Genomic DNA, 16,927 nt, shown 5'->3' on the forward strand with positions numbered 1-16,927 from the left:
CCGCCAGGACCACCAGGACCGCCGCCACCGGGACCGCCGGCACCGCCAGGACCACCGCCACCGGGACCGCCGCGACCAGCACCACCGGAACTGCCAGCACCACCGGAACTGCCAGGACCGCCGGGGCTGCCAGCACCGCCGGGAGGGAAGCCGCCGGAGTTGCCGGGCGCGAAGCCACCGGTGCCAGGGCCGGCGTTGGCCGGGGCGTCACCGCGCGACTGCGGCGGCACCGCACGGCGCGGATTCACCCCATCGAGCACGTCCGCCGCGGCCGGCGCGCCGTAGCCGGGGGCCTGGGCGCCGAAGTCGTCCGCCGGGTCGTTGCCCACGCCGCGCAGCTCGGCCAGCCAGCCGAGTTCGTCCTCGCTCGAGCCTGGATCGGCCTTGCCGCGGCCGCGCCGCTTCTTGGCCTCGTCTCGACCCGAACTCACCGGTGTCGCTCCTCCACGCTGCTGTTCGGCTCCGGAGCGTCACCTGCCCCGGAGGCTCCGGTCGCTCCGGTCCCCCGCACGATACGCCGCAGTTTGGGCAATCGTTCCGCCACGGCGCGCTCCGCGCCATGGCCCTTCGGGCGGTAGTACTCCCGGTCGCGAATCCCTTCCGGGGCGTACTCCTGTTGCACCACGCCGCGCGGATCGTCGTGAGGGTATTTGTACCCCTTCCCGTGCCCGACCCGGCTCGCCCCCTTGTAATGCGAATCGCGTAAATGCGCGGGAACTGCACCGCCGTGCCCGGAGCGCACGTCGGCCATGGCCGCGCCGATGGCCGCGACCACCGCGTTGGACTTCGGCGCGAGCGCGAGATGGATCACGGCCTGGGCGAGGACGATCTGGACCTCGGGCAGCCCGACGTACTCGACGGCGTGCGCGGCGGCCGTCGCGATCGGCAGCGCGGTCGGGTCGGCCATGCCGATGTCCTCGCTGGCCGAGATGACCATGCGCCGGGCGATGAACCGGGCGTCCTCCCCCGCGGTGATCATGCGGGCCAGGTAGTGCAGGGCCGCGTCGACGTCGGAGCCGCGGATGCTCTTGATGAAGGCGCTGACCACGTCGTAGTGCTCGTCGCCGTCGCGGTCGTAGCGCAGCGCGGCCACGTCCACGGCCTTCTCGGCGGTCGCGAGGTCGACGGTGGCCATGCCCTGCGCGATCGCGGCCCCCGCGGCCGCCTCGAGGGCCGTGAGCGCCTTGCGGACGTCGCCGCGGGCCAGCCGTACCAGATGCGCCTCCGCGTCGGCGTCGAGCGACACGGCGCCGTCCAGCCCGCGGGCGTCGGTGACCGCGCGGTCCAGCAACGCGCGCACGTCGTCGTCGGTGAGCGGCTGGAGGGTCAGCAGCACGCAGCGCGACAGCAGCGGGGAGATGACGGAGAAGTACGGGTTCTCGGTGGTGGCCGCGAGCAGCGTCACGGTGCGGTCCTCCACCGCGGCCAGCAGCGAGTCCTGCTGGGTCTTGCTGAAGCGGTGCACCTCGTCGATGAACAGCACCGTGGGCGGCCCGCCGCGCCGGCGCTCCTTGCGGGCGGTGTCGATGACCGCGCGCACGTCCTTGACCCCGGCCGACAGGGCCGAGAGCGCGACGAACTTCCGGTCGGTGGATCCGGCGACGAGGTGGGCGATGGTGGTCTTGCCGGAGCCGGGCGGGCCCCAGAGGATCACCGACATCGGCGAGGCGCCGCCGACCAGCTGCCGCAGCGGCGCGCCCGGGGCCAGCAGGTGCTGCTGGCCGACGAGCTCGTCGAGGTTCGCCGGGCGCATCCGGACCGCGAGCGGCGCGTCGCCCGCCACCTCGGTGAAGCCGCTGGCGGCGCCCGGATCCCCGCCTGGGAGCTCCGGGCCGCCACCAACTTCGAACAAGCCGTCCACGGCCCCCGACCCTACAGTCCGGAGCTCAATTCGAGCGCTCGACCGGGACCTTCACGTCGGCCGGGACCGGGGCCTTGGGCTTGGCGTCGACGCCGGCCTCCGCCCGCTGCTCCTTGGTGATCGGGGTCGGCGCGCCGGTGAGCGGGTCGAAGCCGCCGCCGGTCTTCGGGAACGCGATGACCTCGCGGATCGACTCCGCGCCGGAGAGCAGCATGCAGATGCGGTCCCAGCCGAAGGCGATGCCCGCGTGCGGCGGCGGGCCGTACTTGAACGCCTCGAGCAGGAAGCCGAACTTGTCCGCGGCGTCCTCGGCGGTGATGCCGAGGATGTCGAACACGCGCCGCTGCACGTCGCCGCGGTGGATACGGACCGATCCGCCGCCGATCTCGTTGCCGTTGCAGACGATGTCGTACGCGTAAGCGAGGGCCTCGCCGGGCGACTCCTCGAACCGTTCGATCCACTCGCGGTTCGGCGACGTGAACGGGTGGTGCACGGCCGTCCAGCCCTTGGCCCCGCCCCCGGTGCCGCCGGCCTCCGGGTCGGTGGGCTCGAACATCGGCGCGTCGACGATCCAGCAGAACGCCCACGCGCTCTCGTCCACCAGCTTGGCCCGCTTGGCGATCTCGATGCGGGCCGCGCCCAGCAGCTCCTGCGCCTCGCGCCGCTCGGTCGAGGCGGCGAAGAAGACCGCGTCGCCGGGCTTGGCACCGACCGCGTCGGCCAGGCCGCCCAGGTGCTCGGCGGAGAGGTTCTTGGCGACCGGGCCGCGGGCCTCGCCCGTCTCGGCGTCGAGCACCACGTAGGCCAGGCCCTTCGCACCGCGCGCCTTGGCCCAGTCCTGCCAGCCGTCGAGCTCCTTGCGGGTCTGCGCGGCGCCACCGGGCATCACGACCGCGCCCACGTAGCCGCCCGCGTCGATCGCGCCGGCGAAGACGCGGAACTCGGTGCCGCGCAGGTACTGCGTGAGCTCCGTCAGCTCCACCGAGTAGCGCAGGTCCGGCTTGTCGGAGCCGTAGCGCGCCATGGCGTCGTGCCAGGTCAGGTGCGGGATCTCGCCGTTGATCTCGTGCCCGGCGAGGTCGGACCAGAGTGCCCGGACGATCGACTCGCCGAGCTCGATGATGTCGTCCTGGGTCACGAACGACATCTCGATGTCGAGCTGGGTGAACTCGGGCTGGCGGTCGGCCCGGAAGCCCTCGTCGCGGTAGCAGCGGGCGATCTGGTAGTACCGCTCCAGGCCGCCGACCATGAGCAGCTGCTTGAACAGCTGCGGCGACTGGGGCAGCGCATACCAGGTGCCGGGCTGCAGCCGGACCGGCACCAGGAAGTCGCGGGCGCCCTCCGGCGTGGAGCGGGTCAGCGTCGGGGTCTCGACCTCGACGAAGTCCCGGTCGGCGAGCAGGTTGCGCGCGATCTGGTTGGCCCGGCTGCGCAGCTTCATGGCCTTGTGCGGGCCGGAGCGGCGCAGGTCGAGGTAGCGGTACCGGTAGCGAACGTCGTCGCTTGCCGCCTCCCCGTCGTCGATGGGCAGCGGCAGCGGCGCGGCCTCGGAGAGCACCTCGAGCCCGGTGGCGACGACCTCGACCGCACCGGTGGGCAGGTCGGGGTTCTCGTTGCCCTCGGGGCGCAGCCGCACCTCGCCGGTGACGAGCACGCAGTACTCGTTGCGCAGCGCGTGCGCGGCCTGCATCTCCTCGCGGAAAACGACCTGGACCACGCCCGAGGCGTCGCGCAGATCGACGAAGATGACCCCGCCGTGGTCGCGGCGGCGGGCCACCCAGCCGGCCAGCGTCACGGTCGTTCCGGCGTCGGCGCCACGCAGGGTGCCGGACTCATGGGATCGGATCACGAGGTCTCCTTCGGCGAACTACGCAAAGTCACCCACATTCTTTCACTGCAGTCTCGGCGCCATGTCCTCGGCCGGGGGGTTCCACTCCGCGCTCGTGGCGGGCACCTGCTCGCCGGAGCGGATGTCCTTGACCTGATCGCCGCCCTCGGCCGAGGCGCTGGCCGGGAACCACACGAACGGGATGCCCCGGCGCTCGGCGTGGCGGATCTGCTTGCCGAGCTTCGCGGGGACGGGCGCGACCTCGGTGGCGATCCCCCGGGCGCGCAGGTCGGCGGCGATGCGGTTGCTGGTCGCCCGCTCCTCCTCGCTCCACAGCGCGACGAGCACCGCGGTCGGGGTGGGGCGGCTGACGGCCAGCTCGCCGGCGTCGAAGAGCAGGCCGAGCAGGCGGGACACGCCGATGGAGATGCCCACGCCCGGGAAGACGTCCTTGCCCGCGCTGGCCAGGTTGTCGTACCGGCCGCCGGAGCAGATGGAGCCGTACTGCTCGTAGCCGGCCAGCTCCGTCTCGTAGACGGTCCCGGTGTAGTAGTCGAGCCCACGGGCGATCTTCAGGGTGGCCTCGACCAGGCCGGGGCTGTGCTCCCGGGCCGTCTCCACGACCGCGGCGAGCTCGCTCACACCCTCGTCGAGCAGCGGGTGCTCGACGCCGAGCGCGCGCACGGCGTCGGCGAAGGACGCGTCCTGGGCCCGGATCTCGGCCAGCGCGAGGCACGCCTTGGCCTGCGCCTCGCTGCCGCCGGCCGCCACGATGAGCTGGGCGACGGCGTTCGGGCCGATCTTGTCCAGCTTGTCGACTACCCTGAGGATTTCCTCGGGGTCGGAGAGTCCGAGGCCGCGGTAGAAGCCCTCGCACAGCTTGCGGTTGTTCACCATGATCTTGACCGGCGGGATCGGCAGCGAGCGCAGCGCGTCGCCGATGACCAGCGGGATCTCGGCCTCATAGTGGGGCGGGAGGGTGTCGCGGTCGACGATGTCGATGTCGGCCTGCAGGAACTCGCGGTAGCGTCCGGCCTGTGGCTTCTCGCCCCGCCACACCTTCTGGATCTGGTACCGCCGGAACGGGAACTGGAGCTTTCCGGCATTTTCAAGCACATAGCGGGCGAACGGAACGGTCAGATCGAAGTGCAACCCCAGGCTCACCTCGTCCTCGCCCTCGGCGGCCTGGAGGCGGCGGAGGGTGTACACCTCCTTGGAGGTCTCCCCCTTGCGCAGCAGCTGGTCGAGCGGCTCGACGGCCCGGGTCTCCAGCGAGGAGAAGCCGTAGAGCTCGAAGGTGCGGCGCAGCCGGTCGAGCACCTGCTGCTCGGCGATGCGCTGGGCGGGGAGCCACTCCGGGAAGCCGGACAGCGGCGTGGGTCGGGTCATCGGTGTCTACCAGCCTTTACGCGGCGCCTCGAGCGCCTCACGGAGATAGGGGTTGCGGGCCCGCTCGCGGCCGATGGTCGTCTCGGGGCCGTGCCCGGGCAGCACGACGGTCTCGTCGGGCAGCGTCAGCACCTTGTCCCGCAGGCTCGCCATCATCTGCTCCATGCTCCCGCCGGGCAGGTCGGTGCGGCCGATCGAGTCGCGGAAGAGCACGTCGCCGGAGAAGCACAGCCGGTCGTCGCCGTCGCCGCCGCGGAACATCACCGAGCCGCGGGTGTGCCCCGGCGCGTGGTCGACGGTCAGCTCCAGCCCGGCGAGCTTGAGCACCAGGCCGTCCTGCAGCGGCGCCACGTCCTCCGGCTCGCTCCACGTCAGCCGGCCCCCGAACAGCGCGGTGAGGTCGGTGCTCAGGCCCTTCGTGGGGTCGGCGAGCATCTCGGCGTCGTCGGGATGGATGTACGCGGTGATGCCGCGCGCGCCGCAGACCGGCGTCACGGAGAACGTATGGTCGAGGTGACCATGCGTGAGCAGCACCGCGGCGGGCTGGAGACGATGCTCGGCCAGCACCTCGTCGAGGCGGTCCGTCACCCCGATGCCCGGATCGATGACCACGCACTGCTCACCCGGCCCGGGGGCCACCACGAAGCAGTTGGTCCCGAACGCCTCGGCCGGGAAACCGGCAACCAGCACGGCGGCGCTCCTCACTGTCGATGCCTGATCAATGACCAGCTAGACCCTATCCGGAGGTCAGGCACAGCGAACCGTGACCGGGCGGCGACCCGCATTCCGGGTTCTACCCGTACACTCTGGCGGGCGTGTGACGTGGCACCCAAATGTATTTTCCTGGAGGGGAGCACAGGTGGCTTCCAGTAAGAGCCGGCAGCGCGCTCTGGCGCGGGCCAAGACCGAGCGACAGATTGCCCGGAGGGCGGCCGCGGCGCGGCGCCGCCGTCAGTGGCAAGCGGGCATCGGTACGGCCGTGGTGCTCGCGTTGCTGGTCGTGGTAGTGATCTGGAAGACCGGCGGCTTCTCTCCCGCCCCGGCCGTGGCCGCGGAGTGTGCGTACACCTCCGTCGACCAGGCCACGGGCGTCGTCGACGTCGGCAAGCCGCCGGTGAACGACGTCGTGAAGAACGGCGTCGAGACGATGACGATCACGCTCGGCCAGGGCACGGTGACCGCGAAGCTCGACCCGAGCAAGGCGCCGTGCACCGTGAACAGTTTCCGGTACCTGGCGGGGAAGAAGTTCTTCGACAACACGACCTGCCACCGTTCGACGGACACCATCCTGCAGTGCGGCGACCCGTCCGGCACCGGCAGCGGCGGCCCGGCGTACCGCTTCCCGGACGAGAACCTGCCGTCGCCGACCGCCCCGTCGGCCGACCCGAGCGCGCCCGCCGACGCCTCCGCCCCGGCGGCGGACACCGCGCTGTATCCGGCCGGCACGCTGGCGATGGCCAACTCCGGCGCGAACACCAACAGCAGCCAGTTCTTCCTGGTCTTCAAGGACCAGCAGTTCCCGCCGAACTACACGGTCTTCGGCACGATCGTCGGCGGCCTCGACGTGCTGCAGAAGATCGGTGCGGCCGGTAACGACGGCTCGATCCAGGCCGGCGGCGGCAAGCCCAACCAGGAAGTGAAGATCAGCTCGCTGACCGTCACCGACCAGGCGCCGGCGGAGCCCGAGCCCGTCCCGTCGACGAGCGGAGCGTCCTCGGCCTCCGCCTCCGCCGCGCCGTCGGCCGGCGCCTCCAGCAACTCCTGAAGCGTGAAGTCCACCCCATCCCTGTTGAGCAAGGAGTACCAACCGTGAGCACCAACCGGGACCGTCAGCGCGCCGCGGCGCGTTCGCGGCTGGAACGGGAGATGGCCGACCGGGCCGAGCAGTCCCGAAGCCGGCGCCGTAGGAACACGACGATCGCCGCCGGGGCGGGCGCCCTGGTCGTGGTGCTCATCGCGGCCTGGGTGGTGATCGCGCTGACCAGCGGCGACGACAAGAAGGACGCGGCCTCGGCGAACCCGTCGGGCTCCGCGGGCGCGCCGGGAGCGTGCGCCTGGCAGCCGCTGGTCGACCCGAGCGCGAGCGCGGCGCCGGACCCGGAGCTGGCGAAGAACACCAAGGACGTGGGCAAGCCCCCGGCCACGGGTGAGGCGCGCACCGGCACCCAGACGATGACGCTGGACACGAGCGTCGGCACGATCAAGATCGAGGTCGACACCGCCCACGCCCCGTGCACGGCGGAAAGTTTCACCTACCTGGCCAGCAAGAAGTTCTTCGACGACACCACCTGCCACCGCCTGGTGCTGCAGAGCATCTACGTGCTGCAGTGCGGCGACCCGTTCGCCACCGGCTACGGCGGCCCCTCGTACCGCTACGCCGAGGAGAACCTGCCGACCGGCAAGCGCCCGGCCTACGGCGAGGGTGTCGTCGCGATGGCGAACAACGGCCAGCCCGCCTCGACCGGCAGCCAGTTCTTCATCGTCTACAAGGACATCGCCCAGCTCGACGCGAACTACACGGTCATCGGCAAGGTGACCGAGGGCCTGGACCTGGTGAAGAAGGTCGCGGAGGCCGGCGTGGTGCCGGACCCGTCGGCGCCGGCCGCGGACCCGTCCGCAGCCCCGAGCGAGGGCAAGCCGAAGACCGAGGTGCGCATCAAGAGCCTGACGATGAGCGCCCCGACCCCGTAAGTTCCGCAAGCGAAAGGGCCGCCCACCGAATCCGGTGGGCGGCCCTTTTCGTGTCTGTCGTGCGTCAGGCAGCTCTGTCGTGCGTCAGGCGCCGGACGTGACGCGGTAGGCGTCGTAGACCCCGTCGATGCGCCGGACGGCCGCCAGCAGGTGGTTGAGGTGCTTGGGGTCGGCCATCTCGAAGCTGAAGCGGCTGATGGCCACCCGGTCCCGCGTGGTCGTGACCGTGGCCGAGAGGATGTTGACCTTCTCGTCGGACAGGACCCGGGTCACGTCGGCCAGGAGCTTGTGGCGGTCGAGCGCCTCCACCTGGATGGCCACCAGGAACGTCGAGGCGCTCGTGGGCTTCCAGCTGACCTCCAGGACCCGTTCCGGCTGCTCCTTGAGGTCCGCCGCGTTCGCGCAGTCGTCGCGGTGGACGGAGACGCCGCCGGAGCGGGTGACGAAGCCGAAGACGGCGTCGCCCGGCACCGGAGTGCAGCAGCGGGCCAGCTTGATCCACACGTCGTCGACGCCGAGGACCTCGACGCCGGGGTCGGAGGCGGCGGTGCGGGCGCGGGCCGGGCGCGTCGGGATCGCGGTCTCGGCGATGTCCTCGACCGCGCCCTCCTCGCCGCCGTAGCCCTGCACGAGGCGCTGCACGATCGACTGGGCCGAGGCCTGCCCGTCGCCGACGGCGGCGTAGAGGGCGGCCACGTCGGTGAGGTGCAGCTCCCGGGCGATCGTCATCAGCGACTCGGACGTGAGCAGGCGCTGCAGCGGCAGGCCCTGCTTGCGCATGGCCTTGACGATCGCCTCCTTGCCGGCCTCGATCGCCTCCTCGCGGCGCTCCTTGTTGAAGTACTGCCGGATCTTGGTCCGGGCCCGCGGGCTCTTGACGAAGCCGAGCCAGTCCTGGGTCGGGCCGGCGGTCTCGGACTTCGAGGTGAAGATCTCGATGACGTCGCCGTTGGACAGCGTGCTCTCCAGCGGCACGAGCTTGCCGTTGACGCGGGCGCCGATGCACTTGTGGCCGACCTCGGTGTGCACCGCGTAGGCGAAGTCGACGGGCGTCGAGCCGGTGGGCAGCGCGATCACGTCGCCCTTCGGCGTGAAGACGTAGACCTCCTGGCTCGACAGGTCGAACCGGAGCGCGTCGAGGAACTCGCTGGGGTCGCTCGCCTCGCGCTGCCAGTCCAGCAGCTGCCGCAGCCAGGTCATCTCGTCGATGTGCGCGGGCGGCCCGGCGATCGTGGCGTTCTTGGTCTCCTTGTAGCGCCAGTGCGCGGCGATGCCGTATTCGGCCGTGCGGTGCATCGCGTAGGTGCGGATCTGCAGCTCGACGGGCTTGCCGGTGGGTCCGATGACCGTCGTGTGCAGCGACTGGTACATGTTGAACTTCGGCATGGCAATGTAGTCCTTGAACCGGCCCGGGACGGGCTGCCAGTTCGCGTGGATCACGCCGAGGGCCGCGTAGCAGTCGCGCACGGTGTCGACCAGGATGCGCACGCCGACCAGATCGTAGATGTCGCCGAAGTCGCGGCCGCGGACGATCATCTTCTGGTAGACGGAGTACAGGTGCTTCGGCCGCCCGGTCGTCTCCGACTTGATCTTGGCGGCCTTGAGGTCGTTGGCGACCTTCTGGGTCACGGTGCGCAGCAGCGAGTCGCGCTGCGGGGTGTGCTCGGCGATGAGCCGGCTGATCTCGTCGAAGCGCTTGGGGAACAGCGTGCGGAACGCCAGGTCCTCCAGCTCCCACTTGATCGTGTTCATGCCCAGCCGGTGCGCGAGCGGGGCCAGGATCTCCAGCGTCTCCTTGGCCTTCTGCTCCTGCTTGGGCCGCGGCAGGAAGGTCAGGGTGCGCATGTTGTGCAGCCGGTCGGCGAGCTTGATCACCAGCACCCGCGGGTCCTTGGCCATCGCGACGACCATCTTGCGGATGGTCTCGGCCTTGGCCGCGTCGCCGAGCTTCACCTTGTCGAGCTTCGTCACGCCGTCGACGAGCAGCGTGACCTCGCCGCCGAAGTCGACCTGCATGCGCTCGATCGTGTATTCGGTGTCCTCGATCGTGTCGTGCAGCAGGGCGGCGACCAGCGTGGTGGTGTCCATGCCCAGGTCGGCGAGGATGGTGGCGACCGCGAGCGGGTGCGTGATGTAGGGGTCGCCGGACTTGCGGTATTGCCCCTTGTGGAAGTGCTCCGCCATGTCGTAGGCGCGCTGGAGCAGCCGCACGTCGGCCTTCGGGTGGCTGGCCTTGTGCTGGGCGATGAGCGGCTCCAGCACCTCGCTGACGGAGGGGCTCTGCCAGGGCGCGTTGAAGCGGGCCAGGCGGGCCCGCACGCGGCGGCCCGTGGGCGCGGCCCCGACGAGGCCGGCCATGGCGCCCGTGACCCCGCTGGCGGCGTCGGTCAGATCCTCGGTGTCCTCGTTGAGGATCTCCTCGGGCGTGCGACGCGGAGGCTGCTGGTCGGACGCGCGGCGCTGGGGCGTGCCGGGCGGCGTCGGGAACTGCAGCACCACGCCGCCGGCCTCCGCCGTCTCCGGCTGGGTCGATTCGCGGACGTCCTGCGGTTCATCCTGCACGTGGTCGACCGTACCCTCAATGGGGGGTGCGATGTCGCCGGTCACCGGCCGCTCCTCATCGCCGACAACGTTCCGAACCGCAAGCTTACCCGTCCGGGCCGACATTTCCCGTCAGCGGAGGGGCCGGGAAAACGGGGTGGAAGCCCCCGTGAGCGGCCCTCAGACGGTCAACAGGGCATGAACCGGACGTGGCGCGAGTCTCTGCCGCCCCTCCAGGAACGACAGCTCCAGCAGGACGCTGAAGCCGCTCACCGTCCCGCCGGCGCGCTCGACCAGCCCGAGGGTCGCCGCGGCGGTGCCGCCGGTGGCGAGCACGTCGTCGACGACGAGCACCCGCTCCCCCGCGATGAACGCGTCGGCGTGCACCTCCAGGGCCGCCTCGCCGTACTCCAGCGCGTAGGTCGCCGAGACGGTGGCACGGGGCAGCTTGCCGGCCTTGCGGACGGGTACGACACCCTTGCCCGTCGCGTAGGCGATCGCGGCGGCGATGACGAACCCGCGCGCCTCGATGCCGGCCACGACGTCGAAGCTCTCCTCGCCGTGCTCGGCGATGATCGCGTCGACGGAGGCCGCGAACGCCCGGCCGTCGGCGAACAGCGGCATGAGGTCCTTGAACACGATCCCCGGCTTCGGGAAGTCCGGCACGTCGAGGACCTTGCTCGCGACCAGCTCGGCGATGTCCACGGAGCTCCTCACCCAGAAAACGTCAACGGGCGCCGCGAGGACCGCGGCGCCCGTTGATTTTCGCAGTTGACCGGCTACCGCCGGCCGCCGCCCCCGGCGGGACGGCCGCCCGCGCGCGGGCGCTTGCCCTGACCGGGCCGCGCCGCGGGGCGAGCCCCCGGACGGGGGGCCGCGCCGGCCAGCTCGGAGCGCTCGACCGCCTTCGCCGGGCCGCCGATCGGCACCCCGTCGCTGTCGCGGGCCGGGCCGGCCGCGCGGGTCGCCGCCTCCTTGGCCTGCGCGGTGCGCTTGGCCTTGACCCGGTTGGCGTGCTGCTGCAGGCGCGGCTCGCGGGCCTTGAGCTCCGCCAGCACCGGGGTGGCGAAGAAGATCGACGAGTACACCGCGACGCCCATGCCGATGAAGAGCACGAGACCGAGGTCCTTCAGCGTGCCGGCGCCCAGCAGGCCGGCGCCGATGAAGAGCAGGCCGCCGACCGGCAGCAGCGCCACCAGACCGGTGTTGATGGAGCGCATCAGGGTCTGGTTGACCGCGAGGTTGGCCGCCTCGGAGTAGGTCGAGGTGCTCGAGCCCGTGATGCCGCGGGTGTTCTCCTGCACCTTGTCGAACACCACGACGACGTCGTAGAGCGCGAAACCGAGGATCGTCAGGAAGCCGATGACCGTGGACGGGGTGACCTCGAAGCCGACGAGCGAGTACACGCCGCCGGTGAGGATCAGGTCCAGCAGCAGCGAGGCGATCGCGGCGACGGCCATCCGCCACTCGAAGCGGGCGACGAGGTAGACCAGCACCGCGGCGAGGAAGATCGCGAGGCTCAGCGCGGCCTTGTTGGTGACCTGGCCGCCCCACGAGGTGCTCACCGCGCTGTCGGAGATCTGGGTCGCGTCGATCCCGAAGGCCTTCGCGACCGAGTCCTTGATCTCGGTCTGGCGCTGGGCGTCGTTGATCAGCTCGGTCTTGATGATGTACTGGCTGTCGCCGACGGTCTGGCCGGTCTTGACCTCGACCCCGGCGTCGCCGAACGCCTTCTCGACCTGCTCCAGCGTGCCCACCTTGACCGGCACGTTGTACTGGTTGCCGCCCTCGAACTCGATGCCGAGGGTGAAGCCGCGGATGAGCATGCTCGCGATCGCGATGATGATCGCGACGGCGGCGACGGTGAACCACACCTTGCGGCGGCCGACGATGTCGACGCCGGCCTCACCGCGGTACAGCCGGGCTGCGATGCCACTGGCGCTCATCGTCAGGCCTCCTTCGGGCGGTTACGACGGGTGGTGGGCGCCGCGTCGGTGGTGGATCGCTGTTCGAGCACGCGGCCGAGACCGCTGACCCGCGGCGACAAGAACGCCTTGCTGCGGGCGAAGAGCGTCATGATCGGGTGACGGAAGAGGAACACGACCACGAGGTCGAGGATCGTCGCCACGCCCAGGGCGAAGGCGAAGCCCTTCACCGAGCCGATCGAGACGAAGTACAGGATCGCCGCGGCCAGCAGCGTGATCGTGTTGGCCGAGATGATCGTGCGGCGGGCGCGCACCCAGGCGCGCGGCACGGCGCTGCGCGGGCTCCTCCCGTCGCGGATCTCGTCCTTGAGCCGCTCGAAGTAGATGACGAAGGAGTCCGCCGCCACACCGAGCGAGACGATGAATCCGGCGAAGCCGGCGAGGCTCAGCGTGAAGCCGATCCAGCGGCCCAGGATGATCAGCGCCATGAAGACCAGCACGCCGGAGAGCACCAGGCTCAGCATGATGACGCCGCCGAGGAGCCGGTAGTAGAAGAACGAGTAGAGCACGACCAGCAGCAGGCCGATGCCGGCGGCGAGCAGGCCGGCCTCCAGGTGCGAGCTGCCCAGCGTGGCGGAGATGCTCTGCGCGTCCTGCGAGGTGAACGACAGGGGCAGGGCGCCGTACTGCAGCTGGCTGGCCAGCAGCTGGGCCTCGGTCTTCGTGAAGGTGCCGCTGATCTCGGCGTCACCCGGGATGACGTTCTGGATCGTCGGCGCCGACACGACCTCGTTGTCGAGCACCACGGCGACCTGCTTGCTGTCCTGGCCGTTGTTGTAGGCCACGCGGGTCAGGTCGGTCCAGCGGTTCTGCCCGTCGCTGTGGAAGGACAGGTTGACCGTCCACTTGCCGTTCTGCGAGTTGATGCCCGAGGTCGCGCTCGACACGTCGGTGCCGAGCACCTTCGCGGCGTCGAGCTGGTACTTGACGCCCGGCCCGCACGCGACCGCGGGCTCGTCGGCCTTGCTGATCGAGCCGACCGGCCGGTGGTTGAGCTTGTCGCAGGTGATGTAGGGGATGTTGTACTGCATCGACGCCGGCAGCACCGCGACCTCGGCCGGCGTCAGGTCCTTGAAGCCCTTGTACTGCTCGGCCTTGGCGGCGTCCTGGGTGAAGTCGACCGGGGCCTGCTCGGCCATGGCGGCGGCCCAGACGCTCGCGCCCAGCTTCTTCTGCACCGCGGCGCGCTGCGTGGCGACGTCCGGCGCGAGGGACTCCGGCGCCGAGGCCGACGCGCCCGCACCGGCGGCCGCGGAGCCCGACGGGTCCGCGGTCGGCGCGGCGGACGTCGGCGTGGCGGACGGCTGCCCGGTCGCCGAGGCGTTCGCCGACGCCGGGGCCGAGGCGGGGGCCGACGCGCTTGGGGAGGCCGGCGCCGACGGCGAGGCCGACGGGTCGGTCGCGCCCGTGTCGCCGGTCTGCCCGGTCACCATGCGGAAGCGCAGCTCGGCGGTCTGGCCGATCTGCTTGAGCCGGTCGTCGCTCTTGCCCGGCAGGGAGACGACGATGTTGTTGCTGCCCTCGACGACGACCTCGGCCTCGGCGACACCCAGGCCGTTGACCCGCTGGTCGATGATGCGGCGGGCGGTCTCCATCTGATCCTGGGTGGGCGGCTTGTTGCCCTCCAGGTTCTGGGCCTGCAGCGTGACCGTGGTCCCGCCGATCAGATCAAGGCCGAGCTTGGGCTCGAGCCGGTCGCGCCAGCCACCCTTGCCGCCGAACCATACGATGGCGGCGAGGATGATGAAGATGGCGGCAAGCACGGCGAGCTGGCGGCTCGGGCGCATCGGTGCCTGAGGTTGTGCCACGGCTGTCGGGTCTCCCTACACGACGCCGGCGGAGGTCGCGCGGCGTGAATGTTTCACATAGCGGGCAGCGAGCTGGGCTTTCAGTCGGTGTCCGCCGGAGGCGCGGACTCCTCGTCGGCGGGGGGCTCTTCCTCCGTCGCCGCCTTCCGGTTCACCTTGCCGATCGCGGCCCGGGCGTACTTGGCGGAGACACCCGGAGCGATCTCGAGCATGACGGTGTCGGCGTCGACCTCGGTGACGATGCCGTAGAGGCCTCCGACCGTCACCACCTCGTCGCCGATGCCCATCGTGGACTGCATGCTCTCGACCTCGCGGCGGCGCTTCTGCTGCGGGCGGATCATGAGGAAGTACACGAAGGCGGCGAAGGCGACGACGACAAGAAGCGGGAGCGCCGAGCTGCCGCCCGAGGACTCCGCGGCGTTATACACGATTATGGCCTTCCCGATTAAAGTGTCTGATGTCCGCGCAGCGGATCGCGGCGAGTCTAGTCGGTGTGTCGGAAACCACGATGACCGGCGTCCGTCACGGTCCGATCACAAATCGAATAGACCGGGCGTTTGGGACAAGCCGCCCGCGGATTTTCCGCCCTCGACGGTACCAGCGGGCCCTGGGATGCCAAGATGCTGCCAGGCGCTCGCCGTCGCGATCCGACCACGGGGCGTGCGCGCCATGAGCCCCGAGCGCAGCAGGAACGGCTCGCACACCTCCTCCACCGTGTCCGGCTGCTCACCGACGGCCACCGCGAGGGTGGACAGCCCCACCGGCCCGCCGCCGTGGCGCAGCAGGGCCAGCAGCACCGACCGGTCGAGCCGGTCCAGGCCCAGCTCGTCGACGTCGTACACCCGCAGCGCCGCCCGGGCCGCGGCGATGTCCACGACCCCGTCCGCCCGCACCTCGGCATAGTCGCGGACCCGCCGCAGGAGGCGGTTGGCGATGCGGGGCGTCCCACGGGAGCGCCGCCCGATCTCGACCGCCCCGTCCTCGGTGATCGGCACGTCGAGGATGCGGGCCGAGCGCGAGATGATCTGCTCGAGCTCCTCCGGGTCGTAGAAGTCCAGCTGGCCGACGAAGCCGAAGCGGTCCCGCATCGGGCCGGTGAGCAGTCCGCTGCGGGTCGTGGCACCGACCAGCGTGAACGGCTCCACGTCGAGCGGGATGGCGGTCGCGCCCGGGCCCTTGCCGACCACGACGTCGACGCGGAAGTCCTCCATCGCGCTGTAGAGCAGCTCCTCCGCCGGCCGCGCGATGCGGTGGATCTCGTCGATGAACAGCACGTCACCCCGGGTGAGGCTGGTCAGCACGGCGGCGAGGTCGCCGGCCCGCTCGATGGCCGGGCCGCTGGTCATGCGCAGCCCGGCCCCCAGCTCGGCGGCGACGATCATGGCCATCGTCGTCTTGCCGAGCCCGGGCGGGCCGGAGAGCAGGATGTGGTCGGGCGGGCTGCCGCGGCGCAGGGCGCTCTGCAGCAGCAGTTCGAGCTGCTCGCGGACCCGGTGCTGGCCGATCAGCTCCGCGAGCCGCTTGGGCCGCACGCTCTGGTCGGCCGCGAGGTCCTCGTCGGAGGCGAACGCACTGACCAGCGGATCCGTCATCGGATGGTGCCCAGCATCCGGATCGCCTGCTTGAGCAGCACCGGCACCGGCGGGACGGTCTGCCCGTCGAGCTGCTCGGCGACCGCGGCCACGGCCTGGTCGGCCTGCTTCTCGTTCCAGCCGAGCCCGACGAGGGCCTGGCGGACCTGCTCGGGCCACACCGCGCCGCCGACGACCAGGGCCGCCCCGGCGCCCGGCAGCGCGCCGATCTTGTCCCGCAGCTCCAGCACCAACCGCTCGGCGCCCTTCTTGCCGATGCCCGGCACCTGGGTGAGGGTCGAGGTGTCGGAGGCCGAGATCGCGCGGCGCACGACCTCCGGGGTGTGCACGGCCAGCACCGCCTGGGCCAGCCGCGGCCCGACCCCGGTCGCGGTCTGCAGCAGCTCGAACAGCTGCTTGGCCTCGTCGTCGGCGAAGCCGTAGAGGGTCAGCGAGTCCTCGCGCACCACGAGCGAGGTGGCCAGCCGGGCCTCCTGGCCGACCCGCAGCTCGGCGAGGGTGTGCGGAGAGCACTGGACCGCCAGCCCGACCCCGCCGACCTCGATCACCGCGCCGTCGGGCGACACCGCCGCCACCTTGCCACGCACGCTCGCGATCACCGCGTCCTCCTCACCGCCGCGCTGATGCGCTCCCGCGCACCGCCCCGCCACACATGACAGATGGCCAAGGCTAAGGCGTCGGCGGCGTCGGCCGGGCGAGGCGCGACCTCGAGCCGCAGCAACCGGGTCACCATCGCGGTCACCTGGGCCTTGTCGGCCTGCCCGTTGCCGCTCACGGCGGCCTTGACCTCGCTCGGGGTGTACATCTGCACGGGCAGCCCGGCGCGGGCCGCGGCGAGGATCGCCACCGCTCCGGCCTGGGCGGTGCCCATGACCGTGCGCACGTTGTGCTGGGCGAACACGCGCTCCACGGCAACGCTCTCGGGCTTGTGCTCGGCGAGGAGCTCCGTGAGGCGCCGGTCGAGGTTGAGCAGGCGCAGGGACAGGTCCAGGTCGGCGTCGCTGCGGACGACTTCGTAGTGCACCAACCGGCACGGGCTGCCCGGGCGGCCCTCGACCACCCCGACGCCGCATCGGGTCAGGCCCGGGTCGACCCCCAGCACGCGCACCGCCGCTCCCCTCAAACGTGTGTTCGACACCCTATCGGACGATCGCCGCGCGCCGATCGCGCGACACACACACCGAGTGCGGTAAAGGTATGTGGGCCTCCCCCATGGGACGGCGGAGCGAAGC

14 protein-coding genes are annotated in these 16,927 nt (G+C 71.3%); 2 read left to right on the forward strand and 12 right to left on the reverse strand.

Annotated elements, in window-relative coordinates:
• Positions 1–427 precede the first annotated feature (427 nt).
• Genes ABT369_RS16045 through ABT369_RS16060 form a run of 4 tightly spaced genes read right to left on the reverse strand, consistent with a single transcriptional unit; the run spans position 428 to position 5,768 of the window.
• A complete protein-coding gene (locus tag ABT369_RS16045) occupies positions 428–1,861 on the reverse strand; it encodes a replication-associated recombination protein A (RefSeq protein WP_502891767.1) in 1,434 nt (477 codons plus the stop codon).
• 25 nt (positions 1,862–1,886) lie between these two features.
• A complete protein-coding gene (aspS, locus tag ABT369_RS16050; RefSeq protein ID WP_350612612.1) occupies positions 1,887–3,710 on the reverse strand; it encodes an aspartate--tRNA ligase in 1,824 nt (607 codons plus the stop codon).
• 42 nt (positions 3,711–3,752) lie between these two features.
• The gene (hisS, locus tag ABT369_RS16055) at positions 3,753–5,078 is read right to left on the reverse strand and encodes a histidine--tRNA ligase (protein WP_350612614.1); all 1,326 of its coding nucleotides are present in this window, start codon (positions 5,076–5,078) and stop codon (positions 3,753–3,755) included.
• Between the two features lie 6 nt (positions 5,079–5,084).
• Positions 5,085–5,768 carry an MBL fold metallo-hydrolase gene (locus tag ABT369_RS16060; RefSeq protein WP_350612616.1) on the reverse strand — a complete coding sequence of 228 codons (684 nt, stop codon included), beginning with the start codon at positions 5,766–5,768 and terminating at the stop codon, positions 5,085–5,087.
• A gap of 289 nt (positions 5,769–6,057) precedes the next feature.
• On the opposite strand from ABT369_RS16060, the gene ABT369_RS16065 reads away from it, so the two are divergent.
• Both ABT369_RS16065 and ABT369_RS16070 read left to right on the forward strand, forming a co-directional pair.
• A complete protein-coding gene (locus tag ABT369_RS16065; RefSeq protein WP_502891768.1) occupies positions 6,058–6,843 on the forward strand; it encodes a peptidylprolyl isomerase in 786 nt (261 codons plus the stop codon).
• A 44-nt stretch (positions 6,844–6,887) separates the two neighbouring features.
• Positions 6,888–7,769 (forward strand): peptidylprolyl isomerase, encoded by an 882-nt coding sequence (locus ABT369_RS16070; protein WP_350612620.1) that lies wholly within the window; start codon positions 6,888–6,890, stop codon positions 7,767–7,769.
• Positions 7,770–7,853: 84 nt separating this feature from the next.
• Here the strand turns inward: ABT369_RS16070 and ABT369_RS16075 are convergent, their stop codons facing one another.
• The 8 genes from ABT369_RS16075 to ruvC all read right to left on the reverse strand — a co-directional run bounded on the left by ABT369_RS16075 (position 7,854) and on the right by ruvC (position 16,803).
• Positions 7,854–10,436, reverse strand: a complete 2,583-nt coding sequence (locus ABT369_RS16075) for a RelA/SpoT family protein (RefSeq protein WP_350612622.1) — start codon at positions 10,434–10,436, stop codon at positions 7,854–7,856.
• Positions 10,437–10,490: 54 nt separating this feature from the next.
• Complete coding sequence (locus ABT369_RS16080) at positions 10,491–11,027, reverse strand: adenine phosphoribosyltransferase (RefSeq protein ID WP_350612623.1); 537 nt, start codon at positions 11,025–11,027, stop codon at positions 10,491–10,493.
• A 62-nt stretch (positions 11,028–11,089) separates the two neighbouring features.
• The gene (secF, locus tag ABT369_RS16085) at positions 11,090–12,256 is read right to left on the reverse strand and encodes a protein translocase subunit SecF (RefSeq protein WP_350612624.1); all 1,167 of its coding nucleotides are present in this window, start codon (positions 12,254–12,256) and stop codon (positions 11,090–11,092) included.
• Positions 12,257–12,258: 2 nt separating this feature from the next.
• The gene (secD, locus tag ABT369_RS16090) at positions 12,259–14,103 is read right to left on the reverse strand and encodes a protein translocase subunit SecD (protein WP_350612625.1); all 1,845 of its coding nucleotides are present in this window, start codon (positions 14,101–14,103) and stop codon (positions 12,259–12,261) included.
• Between the two features lie 80 nt (positions 14,104–14,183).
• Complete coding sequence (gene yajC, locus ABT369_RS16095; RefSeq protein ID WP_350612627.1) at positions 14,184–14,531, reverse strand: preprotein translocase subunit YajC; 348 nt, start codon at positions 14,529–14,531, stop codon at positions 14,184–14,186.
• A gap of 105 nt (positions 14,532–14,636) precedes the next feature.
• Complete coding sequence (gene ruvB / locus ABT369_RS16100) at positions 14,637–15,695, reverse strand: Holliday junction branch migration DNA helicase RuvB (RefSeq protein ID WP_350612628.1); 1,059 nt, start codon at positions 15,693–15,695, stop codon at positions 14,637–14,639.
• Positions 15,692–16,294 carry a Holliday junction branch migration protein RuvA gene (ruvA, locus tag ABT369_RS16105; RefSeq protein WP_350612629.1) on the reverse strand — a complete coding sequence of 201 codons (603 nt, stop codon included), beginning with the start codon at positions 16,292–16,294 and terminating at the stop codon, positions 15,692–15,694. Before ruvA ends, ruvB begins: the two co-directional genes overlap by 4 nt.
• The gene (gene ruvC / locus ABT369_RS16110) at positions 16,291–16,803 is read right to left on the reverse strand and encodes a crossover junction endodeoxyribonuclease RuvC (RefSeq protein WP_350612631.1); all 513 of its coding nucleotides are present in this window, start codon (positions 16,801–16,803) and stop codon (positions 16,291–16,293) included. Before ruvC ends, ruvA begins: the two co-directional genes overlap by 4 nt.
• Positions 16,804–16,927 lie beyond the last annotated feature (124 nt).

This window comes from Dactylosporangium sp. NPDC000244, from assembly GCF_040300725.1.
Classification (GTDB): Bacteria; Actinomycetota; Actinomycetes; order Mycobacteriales; family Micromonosporaceae; genus Dactylosporangium.

Coding starts and splice junctions, on each gene's coding strand:
- hisS (WP_350612614.1), bottom strand. CDS start 5,078: ATGACCCGACCCACGCCGCTGTCCGGCTTCCCGGAGTGGCTCCCCGCC.
- ABT369_RS16075 (WP_350612622.1), bottom strand. CDS start 10,436: ATGTCGGCCCGGACGGGTAAGCTTGCGGTTCGGAACGTTGTCGGCGAT.
- secF (WP_350612624.1), bottom strand. CDS start 12,256: ATGAGCGCCAGTGGCATCGCAGCCCGGCTGTACCGCGGTGAGGCCGGC.
- ruvB (WP_350612628.1), bottom strand. CDS start 15,695: ATGACGGATCCGCTGGTCAGTGCGTTCGCCTCCGACGAGGACCTCGCG.